General features: G+C 63.5%; 25 protein-coding genes. 17 read left to right on the forward strand and 8 right to left on the reverse strand.

Annotated features, from left to right (window positions below):
* Nucleotides 1–12: 12 nt before the first annotated feature.
* Nucleotides 13–993: an NAD(P)H-quinone oxidoreductase gene (locus NEF64_RS15495; RefSeq protein WP_031394981.1), complete on the reverse strand. Its 981-nt coding sequence runs from the start codon at nucleotides 991–993 to the stop codon at nucleotides 13–15.
* A 118-nt stretch (nucleotides 994–1,111) separates the two neighbouring features.
* On the opposite strand from NEF64_RS15495, the gene NEF64_RS15500 reads away from it, so the two are divergent.
* The 14 genes from NEF64_RS15500 (at nucleotide 1,112) to NEF64_RS15565 (ending at nucleotide 15,300) form a co-directional block, all read left to right on the forward strand.
* Nucleotides 1,112–1,306, forward strand: a complete 195-nt coding sequence (locus tag NEF64_RS15500) for a DUF1192 domain-containing protein (protein ID WP_031394982.1) — start codon at nucleotides 1,112–1,114, stop codon at nucleotides 1,304–1,306.
* A 143-nt stretch (nucleotides 1,307–1,449) separates the two neighbouring features.
* The gene (clpA, locus tag NEF64_RS15505; protein WP_031394983.1) at nucleotides 1,450–3,768 is read left to right on the forward strand and encodes an ATP-dependent Clp protease ATP-binding subunit ClpA; all 2,319 of its coding nucleotides are present in this window, start codon (nucleotides 1,450–1,452) and stop codon (nucleotides 3,766–3,768) included.
* Between the two features lie 151 nt (nucleotides 3,769–3,919).
* Nucleotides 3,920–5,566: a GGDEF domain-containing protein gene (locus tag NEF64_RS15510; RefSeq protein ID WP_056405227.1), complete on the forward strand. Its 1,647-nt coding sequence runs from the start codon at nucleotides 3,920–3,922 to the stop codon at nucleotides 5,564–5,566.
* A 75-nt stretch (nucleotides 5,567–5,641) separates the two neighbouring features.
* A complete protein-coding gene (locus NEF64_RS15515; RefSeq protein ID WP_031394985.1) occupies nucleotides 5,642–5,839 on the forward strand; it encodes a hypothetical protein in 198 nt (65 codons plus the stop codon).
* A 96-nt stretch (nucleotides 5,840–5,935) separates the two neighbouring features.
* Nucleotides 5,936–6,175, forward strand: a complete 240-nt coding sequence (locus tag NEF64_RS15520) for an exodeoxyribonuclease VII small subunit (RefSeq protein WP_031394986.1) — start codon at nucleotides 5,936–5,938, stop codon at nucleotides 6,173–6,175.
* Between the two features lie 7 nt (nucleotides 6,176–6,182).
* Nucleotides 6,183–7,082: a polyprenyl synthetase family protein gene (locus NEF64_RS15525; protein WP_056405226.1), complete on the forward strand. Its 900-nt coding sequence runs from the start codon at nucleotides 6,183–6,185 to the stop codon at nucleotides 7,080–7,082.
* Nucleotides 7,083–7,103: 21 nt separating this feature from the next.
* Nucleotides 7,104–7,625 (forward strand): pantetheine-phosphate adenylyltransferase, encoded by a 522-nt coding sequence (coaD, locus tag NEF64_RS15530; RefSeq protein ID WP_056405224.1) that lies wholly within the window; start codon nucleotides 7,104–7,106, stop codon nucleotides 7,623–7,625.
* Between the two features lie 116 nt (nucleotides 7,626–7,741).
* Nucleotides 7,742–8,464 (forward strand): peptidylprolyl isomerase, encoded by a 723-nt coding sequence (locus tag NEF64_RS15535; RefSeq protein WP_252574107.1) that lies wholly within the window; start codon nucleotides 7,742–7,744, stop codon nucleotides 8,462–8,464.
* Between the two features lie 7 nt (nucleotides 8,465–8,471).
* A complete protein-coding gene (gene queA, locus NEF64_RS15540; protein ID WP_056405220.1) occupies nucleotides 8,472–9,527 on the forward strand; it encodes a tRNA preQ1(34) S-adenosylmethionine ribosyltransferase-isomerase QueA in 1,056 nt (351 codons plus the stop codon).
* Nucleotides 9,528–9,534: 7 nt separating this feature from the next.
* Nucleotides 9,535–9,978 carry an EF-hand domain-containing protein gene (locus tag NEF64_RS15545; RefSeq protein WP_235516265.1) on the forward strand — a complete coding sequence of 148 codons (444 nt, stop codon included), beginning with the start codon at nucleotides 9,535–9,537 and terminating at the stop codon, nucleotides 9,976–9,978.
* Nucleotides 9,978–11,123, forward strand: a complete 1,146-nt coding sequence (gene tgt, locus NEF64_RS15550) for a tRNA guanosine(34) transglycosylase Tgt (protein ID WP_056405218.1) — start codon at nucleotides 9,978–9,980, stop codon at nucleotides 11,121–11,123. Before NEF64_RS15545 ends, tgt begins: the two co-directional genes overlap by 1 nt.
* Before the next feature lie 9 nt (nucleotides 11,124–11,132).
* The gene (locus tag NEF64_RS15555) at nucleotides 11,133–11,348 is read left to right on the forward strand and encodes a hypothetical protein (RefSeq protein WP_197975095.1); all 216 of its coding nucleotides are present in this window, start codon (nucleotides 11,133–11,135) and stop codon (nucleotides 11,346–11,348) included.
* Between the two features lie 8 nt (nucleotides 11,349–11,356).
* Nucleotides 11,357–14,194 carry a M16 family metallopeptidase gene (locus NEF64_RS15560; RefSeq protein WP_252574110.1) on the forward strand — a complete coding sequence of 946 codons (2,838 nt, stop codon included), beginning with the start codon at nucleotides 11,357–11,359 and terminating at the stop codon, nucleotides 14,192–14,194.
* Between the two features lie 167 nt (nucleotides 14,195–14,361).
* Nucleotides 14,362–15,300, forward strand: a complete 939-nt coding sequence (locus NEF64_RS15565; RefSeq protein WP_235516263.1) for a cell wall hydrolase — start codon at nucleotides 14,362–14,364, stop codon at nucleotides 15,298–15,300.
* Nucleotides 15,301–15,376: 76 nt separating this feature from the next.
* Here NEF64_RS15565 and NEF64_RS15570 read toward each other — a convergent pair whose 3' ends face one another.
* The 6 genes from NEF64_RS15570 to NEF64_RS15595 form a co-directional block, all read right to left on the reverse strand.
* Nucleotides 15,377–15,601, reverse strand: a complete 225-nt coding sequence (locus tag NEF64_RS15570) for a hypothetical protein (protein ID WP_056405216.1) — start codon at nucleotides 15,599–15,601, stop codon at nucleotides 15,377–15,379.
* A gap of 103 nt (nucleotides 15,602–15,704) precedes the next feature.
* On the reverse strand, nucleotides 15,705–15,917 hold the full coding sequence (locus NEF64_RS15575) for a cold-shock protein (protein ID WP_031394996.1): 213 nt from the start codon (nucleotides 15,915–15,917) through the stop codon (nucleotides 15,705–15,707).
* A 249-nt stretch (nucleotides 15,918–16,166) separates the two neighbouring features.
* On the reverse strand, nucleotides 16,167–16,580 hold the full coding sequence (locus tag NEF64_RS15580; protein ID WP_192003563.1) for a glycine zipper 2TM domain-containing protein: 414 nt from the start codon (nucleotides 16,578–16,580) through the stop codon (nucleotides 16,167–16,169).
* Nucleotides 16,581–16,654: 74 nt separating this feature from the next.
* Nucleotides 16,655–17,086: a DUF3597 domain-containing protein gene (locus NEF64_RS15585; RefSeq protein WP_056405213.1), complete on the reverse strand. Its 432-nt coding sequence runs from the start codon at nucleotides 17,084–17,086 to the stop codon at nucleotides 16,655–16,657.
* A gap of 31 nt (nucleotides 17,087–17,117) precedes the next feature.
* Complete coding sequence (locus NEF64_RS15590) at nucleotides 17,118–17,402, reverse strand: hypothetical protein (protein ID WP_156360224.1); 285 nt, start codon at nucleotides 17,400–17,402, stop codon at nucleotides 17,118–17,120.
* 27 nt (nucleotides 17,403–17,429) lie between these two features.
* The gene (locus tag NEF64_RS15595) at nucleotides 17,430–19,058 is read right to left on the reverse strand and encodes a hypothetical protein (RefSeq protein ID WP_056405208.1); all 1,629 of its coding nucleotides are present in this window, start codon (nucleotides 19,056–19,058) and stop codon (nucleotides 17,430–17,432) included.
* Nucleotides 19,059–19,495: 437 nt separating this feature from the next.
* Between NEF64_RS15595 and NEF64_RS15600 the strand changes: the two genes are divergently transcribed.
* From NEF64_RS15600 to NEF64_RS15610, 3 genes are read left to right on the forward strand one after another with little or no spacing between them, the layout of a single operon-like run.
* Nucleotides 19,496–20,359 (forward strand): ParA family protein, encoded by an 864-nt coding sequence (locus NEF64_RS15600; RefSeq protein ID WP_082446511.1) that lies wholly within the window; start codon nucleotides 19,496–19,498, stop codon nucleotides 20,357–20,359.
* Nucleotides 20,360–20,857 carry a hypothetical protein gene (locus NEF64_RS15605; RefSeq protein ID WP_156360222.1) on the forward strand — a complete coding sequence of 166 codons (498 nt, stop codon included), beginning with the start codon at nucleotides 20,360–20,362 and terminating at the stop codon, nucleotides 20,855–20,857.
* Nucleotides 20,858–20,862: 5 nt separating this feature from the next.
* Nucleotides 20,863–21,558 (forward strand): hypothetical protein, encoded by a 696-nt coding sequence (locus NEF64_RS15610; protein WP_252574113.1) that lies wholly within the window; start codon nucleotides 20,863–20,865, stop codon nucleotides 21,556–21,558.
* Between the two features lie 62 nt (nucleotides 21,559–21,620).
* Here the strand turns inward: NEF64_RS15610 and uvrA are convergent, their stop codons facing one another.
* The gene (gene uvrA, locus NEF64_RS15615; RefSeq protein ID WP_056405207.1) at nucleotides 21,621–24,515 is read right to left on the reverse strand and encodes an excinuclease ABC subunit UvrA; all 2,895 of its coding nucleotides are present in this window, start codon (nucleotides 24,513–24,515) and stop codon (nucleotides 21,621–21,623) included.
* Nucleotides 24,516–24,572: the final 57 nt, after the last annotated feature.

Below are 24,572 nucleotides of genomic sequence, written 5' to 3' on the forward strand. Positions count from 1 at the left end.
GGCATGTCCGCGTCACGTCATGGACAGCACGATCTTCCCGACGTGATCGCCCGCCTCCATCCGCGCATGCGCCGCCGGGGCGTCGGCAAAGGCAAAGACGCGATCGATCACTGGCTTGAGCTTGCCGGCCTCGACATGCGGCCAGACCGTCCGTGCCAGTTCATCGGCCACGAGCGACTTGAACGCGGTATCACGCGGGCGCAGCGTCGATCCCGTCAAGGTCAGACGACGGCGCATGATCTCGAACAGCGGCACTGTCGCATTCGCCCCACCCTGAACCGCGATCGATACGTGCCGCCCGTCTTCGGCCAGACATTGCAGATTACGCGCGACATAGTCGCCACCCACCATATCGAGTACGGCCGCAACACCCTTGCCGCCGGTGATCTGCTTGACCCGTTCGACGAAGTCCTCGGTCTTGTAGTCGATCGCGTGCGTCGCGCCGAGGCTGAGCGCGGCTTGGCATTTCGCCTTCGAGCCCGCGGTGACGATGATGTCGATCCCGAAGATGGCACACAAGCCGATCGCCATCGTGCCGATCCCGCTCGTGCCGCCATGGACGAGTACCGTATCGCCTTCGGTCGCATAGGCACGCTCGAACAGGTTGGTCCACACCGTGAACAACGTCTCGGGCATCGCCGCGGCTTCGACCATCGTCAGCGCTTCGGGCACGGAGAGGCACTGGCCGAACGGCGCAACCGCATATTCGGCATAGGCACCGCCCGTGATCAACGCACAGACCCGCTGCCCGATCTGTTCCTCGCCGACCCCGTCGCCGACCGCGACGATCGTCCCGGCAATCTCCATGCCCAAGATCGACGGGGCACCGGGCGGCGGCGGATATTTACCCTGCCGTTGCATCACCTCGGGACGATTGACGCCCGCCGCCGCAACCTTGACGAGGACCTCGCCGGCTCCGGGATGCGGCACGGCGCGCTCCACAAGGACGAGCACTTCAGGGCCTCCCGGGGCTTCGGGATCGATTGCCTTCATGACGTCAGGGACGATGTAACGCGGAGTCACGGTTTTTGCAGTCATGTGATCGAGACGCCCCATTGGATTCCCGTGCCTTATTGACATCACTCCGGTGCGGGTCAACGTTACAGGCGCAATGGATCCGGATGACGCCCCCTCTCGTCCCGACGATTTCCTCGATGCGCTCGTGCGTCAGGACATCGACTCGCTCTCGGTCGCCGAGCTCGATGCGCGGATCACCGTGCTGCAAGGCGAGATTGCGCGCTGCCAGTTGAAAAAAGATCGAGCGATTAGCCACCGCGCCAGCGCCGACGACCTATTTAGACGGTGATGTCCTCGACCTCGTCTCGGCGGTCCGCATTTGGACGGTGCAGGAACGCAGGCCGGCGGGGTCAAGTGCTTGATGCGATCGATTACCGTTCCGACATAGTGGCAAAGGGCCTGCGTCTGCGTGGCCCGACAGGAGTAATGTAAATGCCGTCATTTGCACCCGCCCTCGAGACCACCCTGCACAAGGCACTCGAGGCTGCATCGTCCCGACGCCACGAATATGCGACGCTCGAGCATCTCTTGCTGGCGTTGATCGACGACGAGCACGGATCGAAGGTCATGGGCGCCTGCAACGTCGATCTGGGCGAACTGAAAACCACGGTCGCGCATTATCTCGACACCGAGCTCGATGCGCTCAAGGTCGATGCCGCGACCGATCCTTCGCCGACGAGCGGCTTCCAGCGCGTCGTCCAGCGCGCCATCCTTCATGTCCAGTCTTCGGGCCGCGACGAAGTAACGGGTGCCAATGTGCTCGTTGCCTTGTTTAGCGAGCGGGAAAGCTATGCCGTCTATTTCCTGCAACAGCAGGACATGAGCCGCCTCGATGCGGTCAGCTTCATCAGCCACGGCGTCGGCAAGGGCGGACAGCAGCCGACTGAAGCTTCGACGCCCAAGGGTGCCGACGACGAGAAGCCGACCAAGGGACAGGAGAAGGGCAAGACGGAAAGCGCGCTCAAGCAATTCACGGTCGACCTGAACGAGAAAGCCAAGAACGGGAAGGTTGATCCCCTGATCGGGCGCGGGCCGGAGGTGGATCGCACGATTCAGATCCTATGCCGTCGCTCGAAGAACAATCCACTTTATGTCGGCGATCCCGGCGTCGGAAAAACCGCGATTGCGGAGGGCCTCGCGCGGAAGATTGTCGAGGGCGAGGTCCCCGACGTGCTCAAGCCGGCGGTGATCTACTCGCTCGACATGGGCGCATTGCTGGCAGGCACCCGGTATCGTGGTGATTTCGAGGAGCGCCTGAAGGCGGTCGTCAACGAGTTGGAGAAGATGCCGGACGCGGTATTGTTCATCGACGAGATCCACACAGTCATCGGTGCCGGCGCGACGAGCGGCGGTGCGATGGATGCGTCAAACCTGCTCAAGCCGGCGCTCTCAGGCGGGACAATCCGCTGCATCGGCTCGACGACGTACAAGGAATTCCGCAATCATTTCGAGAAGGATCGCGCCCTACTGCGGCGCTTCCAGAAGATCGATGTGAACGAGCCGACGATCGAGGATACAATCAAGATCCTGGCTGGCCTGCGCTCGGCGTTCGAGGATCACCACAACGTCAAATACACCCCCGACGCGATCAAGTCGGCGGTGGAGCTTAGCGCGCGCTACATCAACGACCGCAAGCTGCCCGACAAGGCGATCGACGTGATCGACGAGGTCGGTGCGATGCAGATGCTGGTGCCGCCGAACAAGCGCAAGAAGACGATCACCCCCAAGGAGATCGAACAGGTCATCGCGACCATGGCGCGCATCCCGCCGAAATCGGTTTCGACCGACGACAAGCTCGCACTTGCCACGCTCGAAACAGATCTGAAGCGCGTGGTGTTCGGACAGAATGCGGCGATTGAGAAGCTCAGTTCGGCGATTAAGCTGGCGCGAGCGGGTCTACGCGAGCCAGAGAAGCCGATCGGCAACTATCTGTTCACCGGCCCCACCGGCGTCGGCAAGACGGAGGTGGCCAAGCAGCTGTCTTCGATCTTGGGCATCCCGCTCCAGCGGTTCGACATGTCCGAATATATGGAGCGGCACTCGGTCAGCCGTCTGATCGGTGCGCCCCCGGGCTATGTCGGGTTCGATCAGGGTGGTCTGCTGACCGATGCGGTCGACCAGAATCCGCATTGCGTGCTGCTGCTTGACGAGATCGAGAAGGCGCATCCAGACCTGTTCAACATCCTGTTGCAGGTAATGGACAACGGGCGCCTTACCGACCAGCACGGCAAGTCGGTCGATTTCCGCAACGTCATCCTGATCATGACGACGAATGCGGGGGCCAGCGACATGGCGCGCGAGACGGTGGGCTTCGGTAACCTTACGCGTGAAGGCGAGGACGAACAGGCGGTGCAGAAGATGTTCACGCCGGAGTTCCGCAATCGCCTCGATGCGATCGTGCCGTTCGGCTATCTGCCGACGACCGTGGTCGCCCGGGTCGTGGACAAGTTCATTCTTCAGCTCGAGCTTCAGCTGGCGGATCGCGGCGTCCATATCCAGCTCGATGACGAGTCGAAGGCGTGGCTCACCGAGAAGGGCTATGACAAGCTCTACGGAGCGCGTCCGATGGGCCGTTTGATCCAAGAAAAGATCAAGCAGCCACTCGCCGAGGAACTGCTGTTCGGGAAACTGGTCCATGGCGGCGAGGTGACGGTGAAGATGAAGGATGGTGCGCTATCGTTCGCGATTGAAAGTGCGGCGCCGAAAAAGCCCAAGAAGAAGGGGAAGGCTGAACCCGTCTCTGCCAAGTAGCAGCGAGACGGCGTCAAGCTGCGTTTATGAGACCCGGCGGCAGCGCTTGCCGCCGGGTTTTTTTGTGCCATAGCCAGCCACGTTTACCGTTCTTTGCCGAACGCGCTTTACGAGGCATGTCATGGGGATACGGGCATATATGCGGTGGGTCATGGTCTTGCTGCTGTGGACGCTCTGCTTGGTAACTGCACAGCCCGCCGCCGCGACCGCCTTCCCCCTGGCGACCTGTCTCGTCCGCGCAGCACCCGGCATGACGGCGCCGGCCCTGTTCAAGACGCCGGAACGATTCGACTGCACCACCCCACAGCGCCGATTCGGCCCGGGTGATTTCTGGGTCCTGTCACAGCCGCTTCCCGCGGCTCAGCTACGCGGCACCAGCGCGCGTATCGGCAGCATCTGGATGACGCGCATCACGCTCTATGTCCGCTATGCCGATGGTGCGATTCGCCAGGTCGGCGTCACGCCAAAAACCGCCCATGAGATCCTGAACCTCGGCGCCGTCCTCTCGCAACCGCTGCCGCGCCATGACGCGCCACCGGTACGTCTCCTGTGGCATGTCGAAGGCGCCACGAACCTTCGCGGCGTCATCCTGCAGCCGGCACTGGCGGATCATGGCGAGGCGGCGACGACCGAGATCGTGCGCGGCGCACTTTACGGCGCGTTTGCCGGCATGGCGATCGCGCTGATCGTCTACAATCTGGCGCTATGGGGAGCGCTTCGCCAGTCCTTCCAGCCAATTTACTGCCTGCTCGTCCTGTGCCTTCTGGCCTATGTATCGACGTCATCAGGTGCTGCCGGCCAAGTCTTTACGGGCCTCGACAATAACGACCGCCAGCGGCTCAACATACTGTTCCTGGCCGCATCAGCCAGCACAGCACTCCTTTTCGCCCGCAGCTTTTTCGAACGCGCCGTGTTCTCGGGTTGGGTACGGCCGCTCAGCAGTGCTGTGATGGTCGGGCTGGTCGGCATGGCGGGGCTCTGGGTCATGCTCGCCCCACGCGCGATCCATGTTCTCGATACCTGTATGTCGATCGCCTATCTGGGATTCATCGGGGTCGTGGCGATCATCCTGTGGCGCGCGTGGCGCGTCCGCAGCAATTATCTGTGGTTGTTTGCGCTTGCGTGGGGTGCACCGATCGTCATGTCCGGGCTTCGCATCGCCAGCAGCTTCGGGATGGTCGAGCCGAGCCTGCTGGTCGACAATTCGACGGTCATCGCGATGGCGATCGAGGCGCTTCTGTCGAGCACGGCGATTGCCTATCGCATCCTGTTGCTGAGCCGCGAACGCGACGCTGCACGGGAACAGGAGATCGCAGCGCGCCTGCTTGCCGATACTGACCCGCTGACCGGTCTGCTCAATCGTCGCGCCTTCCTGGCACGCGCGATTGGCCGCCCCGGCGAGCAGACGCTGCTGATCGCCGACATCGACCATTTCAAGCGGGTCAACGAAACGATCGGTCATGATGGCGGCGACGAGGTGTTGCGGGCCTTCGCCCGTGCGCTGCGCAGCGCACTGCCAACGGATACACTCATCGCCCGGATCGGTGGCGAGGAGTTTGCCATCCTCGTCGATGCCTCGACATCGGTTTCGCCCTGCGCAATCCGCGACCGTGTCCGCGGCCAGTCGATGCCGTATGATATCACCGTCACCGCCAGCATCGGTACGTGCACCGGCCCCCTGTTGCACGACGCCGACTGGAAGACGCTCTACCGCGACGCCGACCGCGCCTTGTTCGAGGCCAAGGCGGCGGGCCGTGATCGATCGCGAAGCGCGGTCAGCCTCGTCTCGGCCGCCTGAGTGCGGTGCCTGGTGCCGCGGCTTGTCAAAGCGGATTGACGACGTCAGGATGCAGCTTCCCCCGGGAGAATGACGATGCGTAATCGTAAGGCTGCCCTTGCTGTCGCTGCGCTGGTGCTGACGCTCGCAGTAATGCCGCGACCGACGGCGGATATCCGCCTCATCACGCATGACCCGTCCGACCCCGCGCCGCACAGGATGCAGGCTGCCGTCGACCTGGGGCTGATCGGCATATCGGTGCTTTACACCTGGACCGTCGAGCGGCTGCACTAGAATTTGCAGCAAACACGGCGCGCGCCGGCCGCGGCATAGCCTCCGCCGTCGACGCGTCCTTGACCCCCGTCGCGCGCCTGCTCCATAGCAGCACCCATGGAAACGCCGACCGAAGACCTCTCATTCGAAGAGGCATTGAAAGAGCTGGAGACGATCGTGGGGCAGCTCGAGCGTGGCGATACGCCGCTGCAGCAGGCGATCGAGCTTTACGAACGCGGCAACAAGCTGCGCCAGCGTTGTGCTGATCGGCTGGACGCTGCGCAGGCGCGGATCGAAGCGATCCGGCTCGATGCCGAGGGTAAGCCGGCTGGGGTTCGCCCCTTTGCGGCAGGTTGAGCCGCGCATGACGACCTTGCCGCAATCGCTGGCGGAAGCGCTCGCTGAGGTTTCCGCAGAGATCGACGCGCAGTTCGACCTCCTTCTGGCGATCCCCGAAGATCCGCGTGCGGACCTGTATCACGCGATGCGTCACGCGGCGATCGGCGGCGGCAAGCGGCTACGCCCGTTGCTCGTTTTCGCGACCGCCAGCCTGTTCGGGGTCGACCGTGCTTGTGCGGCGCGGGTGGCCACGGCCATCGAGGCGATCCATGTCTATTCGCTGATCCATGACGATCTCCCGGCCATGGACGATGACGACATGCGTCGTGGCAAGCCGACCGTGCACAAGATGTTCAGCGAAGCATGCGCGATCCTCGCAGGTGACTGCCTTCACGCACTGGCGTTCGAGATCCTCGCCGACCCGTCAACGCACCCCGATCCGTTCGTGCGCGCCGATCTGGTGCTCGACCTTGCCAAGGCGTCCGGCCCGACTGGGATGGCCGGCGGCCAGATGATGGATCTCGAGGCGGAGAATGCCCGGTTCGATCTGAACACTGTCACCCGGCTTCAGCAGATGAAGACCGGTGCGCTGATTTTGGCGTCCGTCGAAGCAGGCGCCATTCTTGGCAGGATTGCGCCCGAGGGCCGGGTTGGCCTGCGCGGCTATGCGCACGATCTGGGGCTCGCCTTTCAGATCGCCGACGATCTGCTCGACGCCGAAGGCGATGAGGCGGCGGCGGGCAAACGCCTCCGCAAGGATGCCGGTGCGGGCAAGGAGACGTTCCTGTCGCTGCTCGGCGCGGATCGCGCGCGCGAACAGGCGCGCATGCTTGTCGACCAGGCGATCGCACATCTGCACAGCTATGGCCGTGAGGCCGATCTGCTCCGCGAGATCGCACGCTTCGTGCTTGACCGCGACCGCTGACCTCTTCCGGAGACACCGACCATGACGGCAAGCCACGAGACCGTAAGGGTCGGTGTTTACCCGGGTACGTTCGACCCGATCACGCTGGGCCATATGGACATCATCCGGCGTGGCGCGAAGCTGGTCGACCGACTGGTCGTCGGCGTCACGACGAACGCCTCCAAATCGCCGATGTTCACGATCGAGGAACGCATGGCGATGGTAAGGCGTGAGGTGGAAGGCGTGGCCGGCGAGATCCACGTGGTCGCGTTCGATTCACTGTTGATGGATTTTGCCGAGCGCGAAGGGGCAAAGGTCATCGTCCGCGGTCTGCGTGCCGTCGCCGACTTTGAATATGAATATCAGATGGCAGGGATGAACCAGCAGATCAATCCGCGGGTCGAGACGGTGTTCCTGATGGCGGATGTCGCGCTGCAGCCGATTGCGAGCAAGCTGGTCAAGGAAATCGCGCTCTTTGGCGGGGACATAGCCAAATTCGTGCCGCCTGCCGTCAGCGAAGAGGTCATTGCCCGCGTCAATCAGATTGGCCGCAAGGGAAGTTGACGCGCGCGGGACGCCAGTCGGCGGACGATGTTCAGTTTGGCGCAAGCACGGATTTGTTCTAAGCGGCGGGCTTCAAGGTCGGCCCCGGCCTCATGGCCAATGCGAGTAGGGATTTGATGCGCTTTTTCGCCGGTATGTTTGCGATCCTCGGGTGCCTCGTCGCGGCGCCTGCGTACGCCCAGATCATCGATCCCGCCGTTGCCGGACGCGCCACCCCGCCGTTGACGACGGACATGCAGAACCTGCTGCTGCTTGACCTGTCGACTGGGGGCCGGGTCACGATCTGGCTTCGTCCCGATGTCGCCCCTTTGATGGTCGAGCGTATCAAAACCCTGACCCGGCAGCATTTCTACGACGGCCTGGTGTTTCACCGGGTGATCGACGGGTTCATGGCACAGGGCGGCGATCCAAAGGGTGACGGTACCGGTGGCTCACCCCTGCCCGACGTGAAGGCCGAGTTCAATTATCTGCCGCACGTTCGCGGCGCGGTGTCCGCGGCGCGTTCGGAAAAGGAAGACAGCGCGAACAGCCAGTTCTTCATCGTCTTTCAGCCGCGCCTCAGCCTCGACAAGAAATATACCGTGTTCGGCCGGGTGATCGACGGCATGCAATATGTCGACGCCATTGAGCGCGGCGAGCCGCCGGCAAACCCCTCGCGGATCCTGCACGCCTATATCGCTGCGGACAGCCCACCGGCCTATGTCGCCGCGCCCGTTACCCCGCCACCGGCACTGGGCGCGCCTGTAACCCTGCCGGGGACCGGCAGTAGCAAGTCGAGGCCAGCACCGGCGGTCGTTGCAAAGCCCAAGCTTGCCAAGAAGGCCCCCGCGAAGAAGTGAGAGTCCGTTGAACGTCGACCTTTTCGACTTCGACCTGCCGACCGACCGTATCGCACTCCGGCCCGAAACGCCGCGCGATGCCGCACGGCTGTTGGTCTTAGACGGGGATGCAACACGCGACCTGCGCGTCACGGATCTGGCTGGACAGCTGCGTCGCGGCGACCTGCTGGTGTTCAACGACACGCGGGTCATTCCGGCGCAGCTCGAAGGGCGTCGTGCTGGGATCGAGCAGGACGGGCAGCTCTCGTCCGGGGCGAAGATTGGGGCGACGCTGCACAAGCGCGAAGGGCCGCGGCGTTGGCGCGCCTTCATTCGAAATGCGCGCCGTCTGCGCGATGGCGATCCGATTGATTTCGGCAACGGCGTCGTTGCCCGGGCGGTCGACCGGGCAGACGACGGCAGCTACGCGCTCGAATTCGCAGGGGACGAACCGATCGAACTGCTGCTCGATCGTGCGGGGCGAATGCCCTTGCCTCCCTATATTGCCGCGAAGCGCCCGACGGACGCGCGCGACGCCGAGGATTACCAGACGATGTTCGCCGCCGAGCCCGGCGCGGTCGCGGCCCCGACCGCGGCGCTGCACTTCACCCCATCGGTGATGGCTGCGCTCGAGGCTGCGGGCATCGCAAAGGCAACGCTGACGCTGCACGTCGGTGCGGGCACGTTCCTGCCGATGAAGGTGGACGATACCGACGATCACCAGATGCATGCCGAATGGGGCCGGATCGATGCGACCACGGCGGACCAGCTGAATGCAGTCCGCGCCGCCGGCGGCCGCGTGATCGCGGTCGGCACGACATCGCTGCGACTGATCGAGAGCGCGACCGGTGACGACGGCGTCATCCGACCGTTTGAGGGCGACACGGCGATCTTCATCACGCCGGGCTACCGCTTCAAGGGGATCGATGGCCTGATGACCAATTTCCACCTGCCGCGGTCAACGTTGTTCATGCTGGTATCGGCGCTGATGGGACGCGAGCGGATGCAGGCCGGCTATGCGCATGCAATTGCGGCCAAGTATCGCTTCTACAGCTATGGCGATGCCAGCCTGCTGCTGCCATGACCGGCCCATGTTGATCCCGTTGATTCTGGCTTTGCAGGTCGCGCCTTCCGCGGGGATTGCGCAACCGCCCGCAACGATCTTTGCCGAACCGGCCGCGATGCTGATCGCCGCCTGCGATGCGGATCGCGACGCGCGCGTGACCAGGCCCGAACTCGACACTTGCCTCGCGCGGAGCTTTGCGGGCGCCGAGGGCAGCACGACGGGTAAGATCGGCTATATCGCCTATGCCGACTGGTCGCTGAAATGGCTTGGCGATCGCAACGCCCTGCCGAGCCCCTTCGAAGTCGATCGCGACGGCGACAACGCGATCACCCTTGCCGAGCTTCAGGCCCGATTTGCGCAATTCTTTCTCCGCTTCGACCGCAACCGGGACGGCGTACTCGTACGCGAGGAACTGCTGACGATCAGGAGCTTCGCCCCCAACGCCCCACCGCGCGGCAAGCGCCGTTAATGGATCATACCGTGTCCCCTCGTTTCGACTTCACCATTTCTGCCACCGACGGCGCAGCACGCACGGGCCAGATCGCAATGCAGCGCGGCGTGATCCGTACCCCCGCCTTCATGCCGGTCGGCACCGCCGCGACGGTCAAGGCGATGAAGCCCGACAACGTGGCGGCCGCGGGGGCCGACATCATCCTCGGCAACACCTATCATCTCATGCTGCGTCCCGGCGCGGAACGTGTCGCGCGACTGGGCGGGCTTCACGGCTTCATGGGCTGGTCGAAGCCGATCCTGACCGACTCGGGCGGGTATCAGGTGATGAGCCTTGCCGATCTTACCAAGCGGTCCGAGGAGGGCGTGTCGTTCAAATCGCATCTCGACGGCACCCGGCACCTGCTCAGCCCCGAACGGTCGATCGAGATCCAGCGATTATTGGGGTCGAACATCGTCATGGCATTCGACGAGCTTGTCCCGACGACCTCCACGCGGGAGGTTCAGGCCGCCGCCATGGAACGATCGATGCGTTGGGCAAAGCGATCACGCGATGCCTTCGATGCAGGCGGTGCCCATGCGGATAACAACGCGATCTTCGGAATCCAGCAAGGCGCGCTGAACGAGTCGTTCCGCAAATCCTCGGCGGACGCGCTAATCGATATCGGCTTCGATGGCTATGCGGTCGGCGGATTGGCGGTCGGCGAGGGACAGGAGGCAATGTTCGGATGCCTGGATTTCGCGCCGGGACAATTGCCCGCCGACAAACCCCGCTACCTGATGGGCGTCGGCAAGCCTGATGATATCGTGGGCGCTGTCGAGCGCGGAATCGACATGTTCGATTGCGTCATGCCGACCCGGTCAGGGCGAACCGGCCAGGCGTTCACGCGCAACGGGCCGATCAACATCCGCAACGCCCGGTTTGCCGAGGACCAGTCGCCGCTGGCGGCCGACTGTGCCTGCCCGGTCTGCGCCACCTGGAGCCGGGCCTATCTGCATCACCTCGTCCGTGCGGGCGAAATGCTGGGCGCGATGTTGATGACCGAACACAATATCTGGTTCTACGAAACGCTGATGGCAGATCTGCGCGCTGGGATCGCCGCCGGTACATTGACGAAGTTCGCAAATGATTTCCGAGCGGAGTATGGTCGGAAATCGAGTTAGGAGAGTGACGTGACCGACCCCATCACAACGGCTGCCGACGACGATACCCCCAACGAAATTCTCGCCGCAGCCAAGGAAGCAAAGCTTCACGCCGAAGCCGCAGCAAAGGCGACCGTAGAGAAGGCGAAGACCTGGCCGCTTGCGAAGATCGGGCTTGGCGTCGGCATAGGCTCAGCCGCCATCGCCGGCGCGGTGCTTTTCAACCGCTCGCGTACCCAGAAGTAAGGACACAGATGCGCCTCCTCCGCTCCGCCTTGCTGCTTGGTGCAGCCTGTTGTCCTGCAGCGGTGGTGGCGCAGTCCGCTCCTCCAAAGCCCACGTCGAACGTATCGGTAAAGCCGCTCGCCTTCACCGAACGCGTGCTGGCCAACGGCCTCCGCGTCTATGCTATCCGGGACACGGCGACACCCAATGTGTCGGTCCAGGTCTGGTACGATGTCGGGTCAAAGGACGATCCAAAGGGCCGGTCGGGCTTTGCCCATATGTTCGAACATCTGATGTTCAAATCGACCCGCAATCTGGTGTCGGAACAGATGGACCGGCTGACCGAAGACGTTGGCGGGTATAACAACGCATCGACCAACGACGACTATACAAACTATTACGAGGTGGTGCCGGCCAATCACTTGCAGCGTCTGCTCTTCGCCGAAGCCGACCGGATGGCGAGCCTCGTGGTCGAGCCCAAGAGCTTCGCCTCCGAACGCGACGTCGTGAAGGAGGAGCTTCGCCAGAGCACGCTGGCTCGGCCCTATGGCAAGCTGTTCTCGCTCTATTATCCCGCGCTTGCCTATGCACGACATCCCTATGCACGTGGTACGATCGGCAGCCTGGAAAATCTCGAAGCCGCCGGCATCGACGACGTCCGCGCCTTTCATGCAACCTATTATCGACCCGACAATGCGGTTCTGGTCGTCTCGGGCAACTTAGAGCCGGCACAGCTCAATCGCTGGATCGACACCTACTTCGCCCCCATCAAGAAGCCGAGCGGGGAAATTCCTCGGGTAACGGTCGCCGAGCCGGCCCGTACCCAAGCCGTGACGCGTACCGTCTACGAGCCCAACACGCCGCTCCCCGCGGTGCTGATCAGCTATCATATCCCGGCGGACCGCGCTGCCGACATTCCCGCGCTCAGTCTCCTGAAAGCGATATTGTCGGAGGGCGAAAGCTCGCGGCTCTACGAGAGCGTCGTCTACCGCGATCAACTCGCACAGTCCGCGGACGCCATGATCGACAGCAAGCAGTCGACCGGCAATCTGGTCGTCTATGCCATCATGGCCGGGGGCAAGAGCGTCGACGCTGGCGAGGCCGCGCTCAAGCGAGAGATCGCACGGCTGCGCGACGCCCCCGTCACCCCTGCCGAACTGGCCGAAGCGAAGAACGAAATTCTGACAGCGTCGATCATCGCCCGGGAAACCGCCGAAGGAAAGGCGAGCACCCTTGCGTCATCGGTGATCGTGGATAGTGATCCCCGCGCCGCAGACCGCCAGCTCGCGGCCATTGCGCAGGTCACGGCCGCAGATATCCAGCGCGTCGCACGGACCTATCTGGCTGACGCGCAATCCGCGACGATCCGGTATCTCCCGCTCGATGCCAAGCCGGCCGCGACGCGGGTCGCGACGATCGATGTGGCCCCCACCGTCCGCGTCGAGGATCTCAAGGCGCCCGCCAGCGTCGAGATTGTTACCCCCGCCGCCGAAGGACAGCGCATCCTTCCGCCCGCCCCCGGTACACCGATATCGCCGACCCTGCCCCAGCCGATCACGACGCAGCTCGCCAATGGCATGCGGCTTATCACCGTGGAACGGCACGATCTGCCGATCGTCACCGCCTATCTCGTTACCGGTGGCGGCGCGGCAACCGATCCTGCCAATCGAGCAGGCGTGAGCAGCTTGGCGGCCGAGTTGCTGACCAAAGGCACGCGCACGCGGACAGCCACGCAGATAGCGCGCCAGATCGAAGGCCTCGGCGGATCGATCGGCAGCGATGCAGGCAGCGACGGTGCCTCCGTCGACGTCACGGTGAAGGCTGATCAGCTTGCCCCCGCGCTGTCGATCCTCGCCGACGTGGCGATGCACCCTGCATTCGCGCCCGACGAAATCGAACGGGCACGGACGCAGCAGGTCGACGCAGTATCACTCGCGCTCAAGAATCCGGCGCAGCTGGCCGCACTGGTCGCCGATCGGGCGGTTCTAGGCACGTCTGCCTATGGCGCGCCGGTCGGCGGAACGCCGATCTCGTTGAAGGCGATCACCCGGGCCGACATCACCGCGGCCTATGCGCGCAGCTTCAGCCCCGATCAGGCTACGCTCATCATGGTCGGCGACGTCACCGCGGCGCAGGCGATGAGGCTGGCCAACGGCCAACTCGGCCCCTGGAAGAAGACCGGCGCGGCGGCGACACCCGTCATGGCTATCGATTACCCGGCGCCTCGCGTGATCGTCGTCGACATGCCCGATGCGGGCCAGGCTGGCGTCGTCGTCGCCCGGCCGGCGATCGCGCGCACCGACCCCCGCTATTATTCGCTGGCGGTAGCGAACACCGTACTTGGCGGAGGCTTTTCTTCACGGCTGAACCAGGAAATCCGGATCAAGCGCGGTCTGGCCTATGGCGCCGGCAGCACGCTGGACGCGGGGAAGACACAGGGAACGATTGCCGCGCGGACACAGACCAAGAACCCTACCGCAACGGAAGTGGTCTCGCTGATCGCAACTGAACTGGCGGGCATGGGCAAGGCACCCGTATCCCCGGGTGAACTGGAAACGCGCAAGGCGGTACTTGTCGGGAATTTCGGGCGCGGGATCGAGACGACGTCCGGCGTTGCGGGAATTTTGGGATCTTATGTCCAGAACGGCGTCAGCGTCGATGAACTGCAGCAGTTTACGGCAAAGGTTGGCGCAGTTGATTCCGCGTCGGTCCAAACCGCAGCCGCGGCGCTGCTCGATCCCAAAAAGGCCAGTATTGTGGTTGTCGGCGATGCCAGGCAGTTCGCCCCCTCGCTCCGTCAAGCCTACCCGCAGACCGAGCTGATCCCCGAGGCTGCGTTAAAGCTCGATACCGCCGCACTTAAATGACTCTCGTCGGGACGACCGCGGGCATTCGGTAGCGGAACGGTAGGGTTTCCTGCGATATGGCTGGCCGTCTTTGATGACGGTGGCGCAAGGATAGCGGGATTTTGAACACGACGCGCTGGGCCTCCCGGTCATCGAGACGGCGATGGTTGCCGGTGGCCATATCCGGCGTGATCGCGTCGACCGCGCTGTTTGCGCACGCAGCGTTCCGTGACGCGCCAAGGGATGCCGGGACACCTTTGCGTGGCGGCAATGGCGAGGGGCGCCATAGCAATGCCCTCGAGAGCATTCCCGGGGACTTTGGGGCTCCCGTCCCCGGAGTGACGGGAACGACCGCCCTCCCCAAGGTGCCCAGTTCCGTTGATGTTCGTACAGGGGATCCCGGCGTCGTGGCAGCGCGTCCCTTTTCAATGACGGGGACCAGCGCGGCGGACCGGGCGCGGGCGTTGTTCTGCCTGACGACGGCAATCTATTACGAGGCCGCATCCGAGCCCGATGCCGGGCAACGCGCGGTCGCGCAGGTCATTCTCAATCGTGTCCGCCATCCCGCCTTTCCGGCAAGCGTCTGCGGCGTGGTCTATCAGGGGCCGCATTCAGGCGGGGCACCGGCTGCATGTCAGTTTAGCTTTGCCTGTGACGGTGCGACCGCGCGCGCGCCGGCTAGGCTTGCGTGGGTCCGGGCCGAGCGGAATGCGGCGATGGTTTTGGCGGGCTATGTGTATGCGCCGGTCGGGCTAGCAACGCATTATCATACCTATGCCGTCACGCCGCCTTGGAGCAGGAGTCTGGTGATGACGGCGGTGGTCGGCGCACACTTCTTCCACCGGTGGAAAGGCTATTGGGGCACCGCGGCTTCCTTTGACCAGCACTATCTCGGCCACGAGCCGGTGCCAGGTGAGGCCATCGGGGCGGCGTTGGCAGCACTCTCGACCACAGCGCTGCCTGATAGTGCGGGTGGCGCTAGAGGCGATTCAGGTCTGGCTGGAACCGTGCCGGCTACGGTTCCAAAAAGTGCGGCCACTAGTGCGTCGACACCAGTCGAAGCGGATCGATTACCCCCCGCTCCGGAAATCCTCGATAGGTGGAAAGATACAGGCGGGCTGCGCTGACGGTGCGGCGTGTAGCCACGCTCGAACGCTGAATATGGAAACGGCCGCCGATGGCGGCGGCCGTTCTAAGCCGATCCTATTCGGCGGGGATCATCGTGGTATTTGCCATGCGCTCGCCACCGGGGGGGGCGGCTTCGCGGGCGGCGCGCAACGTCTGCGTGCGCTCGGCACGGTTGGCCATGTCATCCCAGGCCTTTTCGGCGCGGCGGCAGCGGTCGCGGACATTGTCGAGCGAGGCGGCATCGCCGTTGCGACGCTCTTCTTCAGCGCGGGCCCGGTAGAATTCTGGATTATCGGCCATGCTGCTGCGCTCCTGAGGACCTAGAGGAAGTAGGCGCGGCGACCAGAGGGGTCGCCGCGCCGCAACCGAAATCAGTCATCGGCGGACAAGTCCGCCGACAGCCTCAGTCGGCCGGCTGGAGGTTCACAGCCGACTGCTTGCCGCGCTTGTCGGGCTCGAGCTCGTAGGTGACGCGCTGGTTCTGGTTCAGCGTCGGCATGCCGGCGCGCTCAACCGCGGTGATGTGCACGAATGCGTCGTTGCCACCGCCATCGGGAGCGATGAAGCCATAGCCCTTGTCGGCGTTGAAGAACTTTACGGTGCCAGTGATAGCCATGCGATGGCTCCTTCTTTGTTATGGGGCAATCCGAGGTTCGGACCGCCCGATGCCGCGGAGCAGGGAAAGAAGGAGAAAGGTGCCGCAAAGCGCCAAGAACCGTCGATATGCGACTGTAGCAAATCTCCATATGGGCCAGACGACCCGAAATTGCAAATCTGGCGGTGTTTTTAGACGACCATTACCATCAGAAAGATCCCCCGCAGCACCAAGGCCGGCGGCGTAATAGAACGCCGCCAGCCCCGGTCGTTAGCGGCAGCGTGCCGGGGTGTTGCTGCGATCGACCGCGCGTCCGGCGAGCGCGCCGCCGGCGGCGCCGAGCACGGTGCCGAGAAGACCCGAACCGCCCGGTGCGATCACGTTGCCGAGCACGCCGCCGGCCACACCGCCGACGATCAGACCGGTCGTCCCATCGTTGCGGCGGCAATAATAGCGGCCGTCATTGCCGCGATAGATGCGGTCGTTGTTCGACAGGCGGCGTTCGCGGTAGCGGCGGTCGTCGCGGTAGTAGCGGCCCGCGTCGTAGCTGCCATAGGCGGGGTCGGGCCGGTTATAGTCATAGGACCGATAGCGCGGGTCGACGCCGTAGCGGTCGCCGCCACCGCCGACGCAGCCGGCGATCAGGGTGGAGGCGGCCATAAGGCCAAGCGTCATAGCGCGCATTTCGTGTCCTTTCAGGGGTTTGTCGGTATCACCTCAATGCTCGGCGCCGGCCTTGGTTGCCGGCGCCGATGCACTCAGTCCTGCAGACCTGCGGGGACGGTGCCACCATTCTTGGCCAGTTCGCGCATCACCGCCTTGTGCAGCCAGATGTTCATCTCCGCGCTGCCGTCCTTGGCGCCGGTATAGCCGAGCTCGGTGGCGAGTTCCTTGCGGTTGTCGAGGCTGGAGTCGAGGTCGAGCAGCTTCATCAGGTCGACGATCGAGCTGCGCCAGTTGAGGTCCGAATTCTTGCGCGACGCCATGCCCGAGAGCACCGCTTCGACATCGACCGGATGGGTGGCGGCGGGGGCGGCCTGCGGAGCCGGCGCCGCCGGGGCAGCGGGGGCGGGCTTCGGGGCGATGGCGGCGGGGGCCGGTGCGGCGGGCTTGGGGGTGCCGAAGTGACCGCTGCCGAGCGGGCCCTTTTCGCCGAAGATGGCCGATTTGATCTTGCTGAAAATGCTCATGAAACTCTCCGTGGAAAAAGAAAAACTGACATCAGGTGACTGGCAGCGTCGCGGGACGCAGCGAGTCATATTCCGCCTTGGTCGGGACCGCGGTGGGATCGGGGCGGAAGGCCTCCGGCGCGCGGTCGGCGGGGCCGGGATGCGGGCGGGCGGGGGCGAGATCGGGGGCGGCATGCTCGGCCGGATTGGCGGGCGCGCGGCGCAGCCAGGCCGCGAGCAGCGCGCCGCCCAGGCCGAGCGCGGCGACCCCCGCGGCGATCGCGGTGCGACCGAAGGTCTTGGGCTTGCGGTGCGGGTGACGCACGGGGGTTGGCATGACGAATGTCCTGGTTGTTGCGCAGCCTCAACGGCTTGCGTGCAACCCTGTTCCCGGATCGAGGCCGGGTTCGGCACCGGAACCGTCGCCGGGATCCGCCGACGCGGCGAGCTGAACCGTCAGGGCGGCGATCCGCGTCGTGACGCGCGCGAACCAGCGGTCGCGATCCTGCCGCTCCGACGCCGCGAGCGACGCGCGCGACAGATCCTGCGCCGCGTCCATCAGCTCGGCCTCGGCCGGCGTGAGCGCACGGGCATAATCGTCGTCGCCATAGTCGCCGACCACCGCGCCCGCGAACCCCGCAGGCGGCGGGAAGCGGGTGCGCCACGCGCCGGTCGCCGCGCAGCGCCAGACCGGCGGGTCGAAACCGGGCAGCGCGCCCCCGACGTCCCCCGCCTCCGCATAGTCATCGTCCTCGTCATAATCGTCGTCGTCGTCGTCCTCCTCCCCGGCCGAATGTTGCGAATGTTGAGACGCCAGCGCGGTTTCGTCGTCCGCGGCGGGAGGGGGCGCGGGGGGCGGCGGGGCGAGCGCGACCATCCCGGCGGCCTCGGCGCGCGCCCATTGCTCGCCGCTCCAGCCGGCGCGCGCGGCGGGATCGAGATCGGCGATATCGACCTCGGCCGCGGTCGCGACGCCGGTGCGGACGAGCCGATCGGCGGCGGCGAGCGCGTAGATCGGCGCGAGATCATGCGCGTCGCCGCCCGCGGCATCATCGGCGCCCCCTGCCCCGGCCCCGCCCGTCCGCCGCGCGAGGAACAGCCCCGCGCGCGCCGCGCCCTGATCGCGCCCGACGAGATCGAGATAGGCGTCGAATTCCTGCGCGACGAGCCGCGCGGCCTTGGCATCGGCATCGGGCGCGCTCTCGGCCTGGCGATCGAGCCGGGCGAGCAGCGCGAGGCCGAGCCGGTTGTCATATTTGTGCCGGGTGATGACCGTCTCGCCGCGGACGATCGTGTCGACCGTCCCCTCGAGCGCGCGGACGAGCAACGTCTCGGCGATCGAATCGCGCGCGACGAGCGCGGCGGCGCGCCAGCCGAGCGCGAACACCGCGCCCTTGGCGGTGCGGCGGAACGCATAGGCCGAGGTGGCGGACAGGCCGACGCGGCGCGCGGCGACATCGACCCCGTGCCCCTCGGCGAGCGCCTCGAGAAAGCGGCGCTGGTTGGCGGCGGACCAGCCGTCTTGGCGGCGCGAGCCGCAGGCGGCGCCCGGTGGCATGAGCTCGAGCGCGTCGCGCGCGGGCTGGTGCGGGTCGGGGTGGTCGCCGGGCGTGTCCGGGTCAGTGGGCGCGCAGTGCGGTGCCGCGGCGGCGGGTGCGTCGAGGGGGTCTTCGTCATCGTCCTCCGTGCCGCCGGTGACGAAGGTGGTGGGCGGCGAGGCCATCACGGCCGTGTAGCGATCGTCCGTGCGGGGACCGCTCGCGGGGGCGCCGGCTCCGGAGACGATCGCGCGGGGGACCGCCAGACCGGCGCCCGAGACGGCGGGGCCGGGCTGCACGCGCAGCCGCGCCGGCGTGCCGCCCCATCTGGGGGTGTCGGCGGTCGAGGTGATCCGCGGCTTTATGGGCTCGGGCGCGTAGAGCGCGGCATAGTCGGTGCCGGGGACCGTCGCGAAGGCCGGTGCGCGGGGCGGCGTGTCGGAACGTTTGTTCACGTTTTGATCCTATCCCGAAGGGAGAGGACCGATCAGATATGCTGAAACGGGGGTAGTAGGACAGCCCCCCGGGGCGGTCATTCCGTACCTTTTGGCGAGGTGTTTCGTGCAATAAGCAGGTTGAGCAGGTTCGCGGACGCCAATAGGACAGGAAAAGACGAGCCGTCCACGGAAGATTGCGGCGGTGCCTGCCGCCGGAGCGACGTGGCAAGTGACTCTGCAACCGGATCCAAACATGTCGGCTAGCGGTCGTCAGCACTGCCGAGTAGTGAGGGCGGATGCCCACCCAACGTGGGGCCGATTGAGCCCTTACAGGATGTAAGTATTTGAATGCATTTGGGGTCTTCGATCATCAGCGCCAATCGACACCCGAAATGCATTGACGATTTACGCCTGTGATTCAATGATGTGATTAACTAGGCAAATCGAGGCAAGTTTTGGGCACCATCCTTACCATCATGAATATGAAGGGGGGGGTCGGAAAAACGACAATCGCCTGTCACCTTGCGGGATTAGCGGCACGGGAGAAATTGGGGCGTCCAAATCCGAGCAAAGTTCTCCTCATCGATTACGACCCTCAGTTTAATGCGTCTCAGGCTTGGATCCCAATCGGCACCCACCTTAAGCAGGAGAGGGAGGGAAAGACGACGCTTTCCATACTGATGGACGATTCAAAAGCTGTCGATCCATTTTCTCTACACCCTATAAATCACTTTCCGGCGCCAGACGTTCGTGATTTGGCTTTGCGGGTTATGACAGGACCCACCGGTTTCGTAGACATGATTCCGTCAACGTTAGACCTAATGTACGTTGCCCTCGGACAGCCAAACAAAAACAACGATGTGATCAAAGAGCGATTTTCTGACTTCATGAGAGTGGCCAAGAGGCAATACGACCTGATAATCATAGACTGCCACCCTGCTGCATCTATCTTTACACAAACTTCTCTTTCTACTTGCGATCATGTCCTGATCCCCTGCCGCCCCGATCGCTTTGCCGTTCGTGGGTTGGCGATGATGAACCGCTTTATAGAAGGCCGCGGACCACAGCGCAGTCCTATAACCGGACACATATTGTTCAACGATGTTCTGCCGGGTGCTGCAAGTGACGAGGAGATTGCCATTCGGGCAGATAAACTCTTGGGGCCTCTCTGCTTACGAGAACGCGTCAAACACTGGTCACACCTAAGCAGACCGTCGGAAGGCCAGAACTTCGTTTGGGATCAAAAGGTCGCCTATCATAAAGCGGCTCTAACAAATATCCGGCTCGTGTTTACCGAGATAATGGGAAAGATATACTAAATGACCGATAATTCTCCCGCTGAGCGAGTGCTTTCAGGCTTCCTCAGGGTCATTCTCGATCAGCATTTCAACAGTGAAGAACGAAAGCTAGCTGCTGCTGCCCTTCGTTCCGGCGATATTACCGAGTGCGTTCTAAAATATCTTGACTACGGCACAGCAAGCTCACCAAACTCAGAGTATTTGCCCATACGGGCGGTCACCAATGCTGCTACCGAAAAAGCTTCTTCCCCCAAACCGGAACGCCGCATGGAAAGCTTGACAGTAAATCAGTTGTTTGACTTAATTAGAAAAAAGAAGATATCTCGCGGTGAGGTTTTCAATATAATAAGCAGAATAGACGAGTCTTATGATTTCGAAATGGATAGCCTTTCGCTGAGAATGGCGCTTTCTAAGTTTAAGTCTCTTGCAAGTGACGTACAGTGGCAGACGCTTTTCCGAATAGTAAACGGTGATATTGACGAGGACCCATATGTTGCAAGCATTTTAAGGCATCGTTAATTATAATGGCATTAGGCCCCCTTCTTCAGTCCGTTGACTGGAATGAGAACATGCGAGACTTTGCCGCCCAGAGCGAGCAAATGACAATATTGCAAAATGGATGCCGATTAATATCTACTTGGACGCACGAGTTACTGTTTTACGATCGGTCAAATCCTGCAAATCCCTTTTTGCAGGAAATGAAAGCCTCTTTGTTTACCGTCCCCATATGTATCGGATTGGGTTTGAATAAGCCCGCCGCCGCGTCTTTAAGAACAGCGGTAGAAAGCGCACTATATTTTAGCTACTTCTCGACCCATCCTTCTGAGCTTACGACCCTCACTAGAAATAAGAAATATTATACGGATAAGTCAAAAATTATCGATTATCACAATTCGCACACGGCTAGGTTTCAACCAATGCAGGAGACACTTGGCCTACTAAGCATGCTTAACGAATGGTATGGTCAAATATCCGCCATCATACATGGACAAATTCCGGGTATTTGGTCAGAAAAATCTGTTGCCAGCACCAAGTATGATAAGAAAAAGGCCAAACACGTTGTTGACGAGTTCAATACTGCTATAAAGATTATAAATTATTGGCTCATCGCCACGGTGACATTACACACTTGGGAGGGGCTTAGTTCACCGGCGAGGCAGCAGTTTCTTAAAGGCTTGAAACCCTCACAAAAGGTAAAGCTCGGACTGACCGTTGTTTAGCTTCCTCTGCCGCTGAAGCGCACGGAATAATGCACTCTAACTAGCATCTTTGCCTATCGATCTTATTTGGCCAACACCCGCTTCTCCAGCAACGGCGCCAGATACTTGCCCGTGAAGCTGCCCTTGGCCTTGGCGACCTTCTCCGGCGTGCCTTCGGCGACGATCTCGCCGCCCTTGACGCCGCCCTCCGGTCCCAGGTCGAGGACCCAGTCGGCGGTCTTGATGACGTCGAGATTATGCTCGATCACGACGACGGTGTTGCCCTGCTCGACGAGCGCGTGGAGGACTTCGAGGAGTTTGCGGACGTCCTCGAAATGCAGGCCGGTGGTGGGCTCGTCGAGGATGTAGAGCGTGTTGCCGGTCGCGCGGCGCGAGAGTTCCTTGGCGAGCTTGACGCGCTGCGCCTCGCCGCCCGAGAGCGTCGTCGCCTGCTGGCCGACCTTGACGTAGCCGAGACCGACCTCGACCAGCATCGCCATCTTGTCGCGGATCGGGGGGACCGCCTTGAAGAACTCGGCGGCGTCCTCGACGGTCATGTCGAGCACGTCGGCGATGCTGTGGCCCTTGAACTTCACCTCGAGCGTCTCGCGATTGTAGCGCGCGCCGTGGCAGACGTCGCACTGCACATAGACGTCGGGGAGGAAGTGCATCTCGATCTTGAGCACGCCGTCGCCCTGGCACGCCTCGCAGCGGCCGCCCTTGACGTTGAAGCTGAACCGGCCGGGCTTGTAGCCGCGCGCCTGGGCTTCGGGCAGCCCGGCGAACCAGTCGCGGATCTGCGTGAAGCTGCCAGTATAGGTGGCGGGGTTGCTGCGCGGGGTGCGGCCGATCGGCGACTGGTCGATGTCGATGACCTTGTCGAGATATTGCAGGCCGGTGATCTTGTCGTGCTTGCCCTGGACGATGCGTGCGCCGTTGAGCTCGCGCGCGGCGGCGGCGTAGAGCGTGTCGATCGTGAAGCTCGACTTGCCCGACCCCGAGACGCCGGTGACGCAGGTGAAGGTGCCGAGCGGGATGCTCGCGGTGACGCCGGTGAGGTTGTTCGCGGTGGCGTTGTGGACGGTGAGCTTCTTGCCGTTGCCCTTGCGGCGCGTGGCGGGCACCGGCACTTCGCGCGTGCCGTTGAGATAGTCGGCGGTGATGCTGCCCTTCGACTTAAGGATCTGTTTCAACGTGCCCTGCGCGACGACCTGGCCGCCGCGGACGCCCGCGCCGGGGCCCATGTCGATGATATAGTCGGCGGTGCGGATCGCGTCCTCGTCATGCTCGACGACGAGCACGGTGTTGCCAAGATCGCGCAGGCGCCGCAGCGTCTTGAGGAGCATGTCGTTGTCGCGCTGGTGCAGGCCGATGCTGGGCTCGTCGAGAACGTAGAGCACGCCCGACAGGCCGCTGCCGATCTGCGACGCGAGGCGGATGCGCTGGCTCTCGCCGCCGCTTAGGGTTCCCGAGGTGCGGTCGAGGTTGAGATAGTCGAGGCCGACATTGTTGAGGAAGCCGAGGCGCTCGACGATTTCCTTCAGGATGCGTTCGGCGATCGCGTTCTGCTGGTCGCCGAGATGCTGCGGCATGTCGGTGAAGAACTGGAGCGCGTCGACGACCGAGAGGTGGGTCGCGTAGCTGATGTCCTTCATCGCGATCTTGACCGCGAGCGCCTCGGGCTTCAGGCGCGCGCCGGCGCAGACCTCACACGGGGCGGCGGACTGGTATTTGTTCAGCTCCTCGCGCATCCACGCGCTCTCGGTCTGGAGCAGGCGGCGGTTGAGGTTGCCGATGACGCCCTCGAACGGCTTGGAGACGTCGTATTTCTTCTTGCCGTCGATGAAGGTGAGCGTGACGGGCTTGCCCTTCGAGCCGTGCAGGATGACGCGCTGGACCTCCTCGGGGAGCTCGCCCCAGGGGGTCTCGATGTCGAACTTGTATTCGCGCGCGAGGCTGCCGAGGACCTGCATGTAATAGGGCGAGGGCGGGTTGGATTTCGCCCAGGGGACGACCGCGCCCTTCTTGATGCTGAGCATATGGTTGGGGACGACGAGGTCCTCGTCGAACAGCAGTTTCTCGCCGAGGCCGTCGCAGGCCGGGCATGCGCCCTGGGGGGCGTTGAACGAGAAGAGGCGCGGTTCGATCTCGGAGATGGTGAAGCCGCTGACCGGGCAGGCGAACTTCTCGCTGAACACGATGCGGCCGTCGGGGGCGTTGCTGCCGAGGATCTCGGACTTGGGGGTGTGCGGCTCGACCGGGTCGGCGGGGTCGACATAGGCGAGGCCCTCGGCGAGCTTCAGCGCGGTTTCGAAGCTTTCGGCCAGGCGCGTGGCGATCTCGCCGCCGACGACGAGGCGGTCGACGACGACCTCGATGTCGTGCTTGTACTTCTTGTCGAGCGCGGGCGCCTCGTCGATGTCGTGGATCGTGCCGTCGATGCGGACGCGGGTGAAGCCCGCCTTCTGCCACTCGGCGAGTTCCTTGCGATACTCGCCCTTGCGGCCGCGGACGACGGGGGCGAGCAGATAGAGCCGCGTGCCCTCGGGGAGCGCCATGACGCGGTCGACCATCTGGCTGACCGTCTGTGCGGCGATCGGCTCGCCGGTCGCGGGGGAATAGGGGATGCCGACGCGCGCCCAGAGCAGGCGCATGTAATCGTAGATCTCGGTGACGGTCGCGACGGTCGAGCGCGGGTTGCGTGACGTCGTCTTCTGCTCGATCGAGATGGCGGGCGAGAGGCCCTCGATATGGTCGACATCGGGCTTCTGCATCAGTTCGAGGAACTGGCGGGCATAGGCGGACAGACTCTCGACGTAGCGGCGCTGGCCCTCGGCGTAGATGGTGTCGAAGGCGAGGCTCGACTTGCCCGAGCCCGACAGCCCGGTGATCACCGTCAGCGTGTCGCGGGGGATGTCGATGTCGACGTCCTTGAGGTTGTGTTCACGCGCGCCGCGTACGGAAATCTTGGTCAGCATAGGAGAGTCTGTTCCACATTTGTTCGGACGCGACAAGCCCGGGAGGGCGCCGGGCGG

Origin of the sequence: Sphingomonas aerolata, from assembly GCF_023935825.1 — a bacterium.
In the GTDB taxonomy this organism is placed as follows: Bacteria; Pseudomonadota; Alphaproteobacteria; order Sphingomonadales; family Sphingomonadaceae; genus Sphingomonas; species Sphingomonas aerolata.

Excerpts from the sequence above, each read along its gene's own strand:
- NEF64_RS15525 (WP_056405226.1), top strand. The coding sequence starts at position 6,183 with ATGACGACCTTGCCGCAATCGCTGGCGGAAGCGCTCGCTGAGGTTTCC.
- NEF64_RS15500 (WP_031394982.1), top strand. The coding sequence starts at position 1,112 with ATGGATCCGGATGACGCCCCCTCTCGTCCCGACGATTTCCTCGATGCG.
- NEF64_RS15560 (WP_252574110.1), top strand. The coding sequence starts at position 11,357 with ATGCGCCTCCTCCGCTCCGCCTTGCTGCTTGGTGCAGCCTGTTGTCCT.
- clpA (WP_031394983.1), top strand. The coding sequence starts at position 1,450 with ATGCCGTCATTTGCACCCGCCCTCGAGACCACCCTGCACAAGGCACTC.
- NEF64_RS15580 (WP_192003563.1), bottom strand. The coding sequence starts at position 16,580 with ATGCGCGCTATGACGCTTGGCCTTATGGCCGCCTCCACCCTGATCGCC.
- coaD (WP_056405224.1), top strand. The coding sequence starts at position 7,104 with ATGACGGCAAGCCACGAGACCGTAAGGGTCGGTGTTTACCCGGGTACG.
- NEF64_RS15590 (WP_156360224.1), bottom strand. The coding sequence starts at position 17,402 with ATGCCAACCCCCGTGCGTCACCCGCACCGCAAGCCCAAGACCTTCGGT.
- tgt (WP_056405218.1), top strand. The coding sequence starts at position 9,978 with ATGGATCATACCGTGTCCCCTCGTTTCGACTTCACCATTTCTGCCACC.
- NEF64_RS15520 (WP_031394986.1), top strand. The coding sequence starts at position 5,936 with ATGGAAACGCCGACCGAAGACCTCTCATTCGAAGAGGCATTGAAAGAG.
- NEF64_RS15605 (WP_156360222.1), top strand. The coding sequence starts at position 20,360 with ATGACCGATAATTCTCCCGCTGAGCGAGTGCTTTCAGGCTTCCTCAGG.
- NEF64_RS15495 (WP_031394981.1), bottom strand. The coding sequence starts at position 993 with ATGAAGGCAATCGATCCCGAAGCCCCGGGAGGCCCTGAAGTGCTCGTC.
- NEF64_RS15510 (WP_056405227.1), top strand. The coding sequence starts at position 3,920 with ATGGTCTTGCTGCTGTGGACGCTCTGCTTGGTAACTGCACAGCCCGCC.
- NEF64_RS15535 (WP_252574107.1), top strand. The coding sequence starts at position 7,742 with ATGCGCTTTTTCGCCGGTATGTTTGCGATCCTCGGGTGCCTCGTCGCG.
- uvrA (WP_056405207.1), bottom strand. The coding sequence starts at position 24,515 with ATGCTGACCAAGATTTCCGTACGCGGCGCGCGTGAACACAACCTCAAG.
- NEF64_RS15545 (WP_235516265.1), top strand. The coding sequence starts at position 9,535 with ATGTTGATCCCGTTGATTCTGGCTTTGCAGGTCGCGCCTTCCGCGGGG.
- NEF64_RS15585 (WP_056405213.1), bottom strand. The coding sequence starts at position 17,086 with ATGAGCATTTTCAGCAAGATCAAATCGGCCATCTTCGGCGAAAAGGGC.
- NEF64_RS15515 (WP_031394985.1), top strand. The coding sequence starts at position 5,642 with ATGCGTAATCGTAAGGCTGCCCTTGCTGTCGCTGCGCTGGTGCTGACG.
- NEF64_RS15575 (WP_031394996.1), bottom strand. The coding sequence starts at position 15,917 with ATGGCTATCACTGGCACCGTAAAGTTCTTCAACGCCGACAAGGGCTAT.
- NEF64_RS15610 (WP_252574113.1), top strand. The coding sequence starts at position 20,863 with ATGGCATTAGGCCCCCTTCTTCAGTCCGTTGACTGGAATGAGAACATG.
- NEF64_RS15570 (WP_056405216.1), bottom strand. The coding sequence starts at position 15,601 with ATGGCCGATAATCCAGAATTCTACCGGGCCCGCGCTGAAGAAGAGCGT.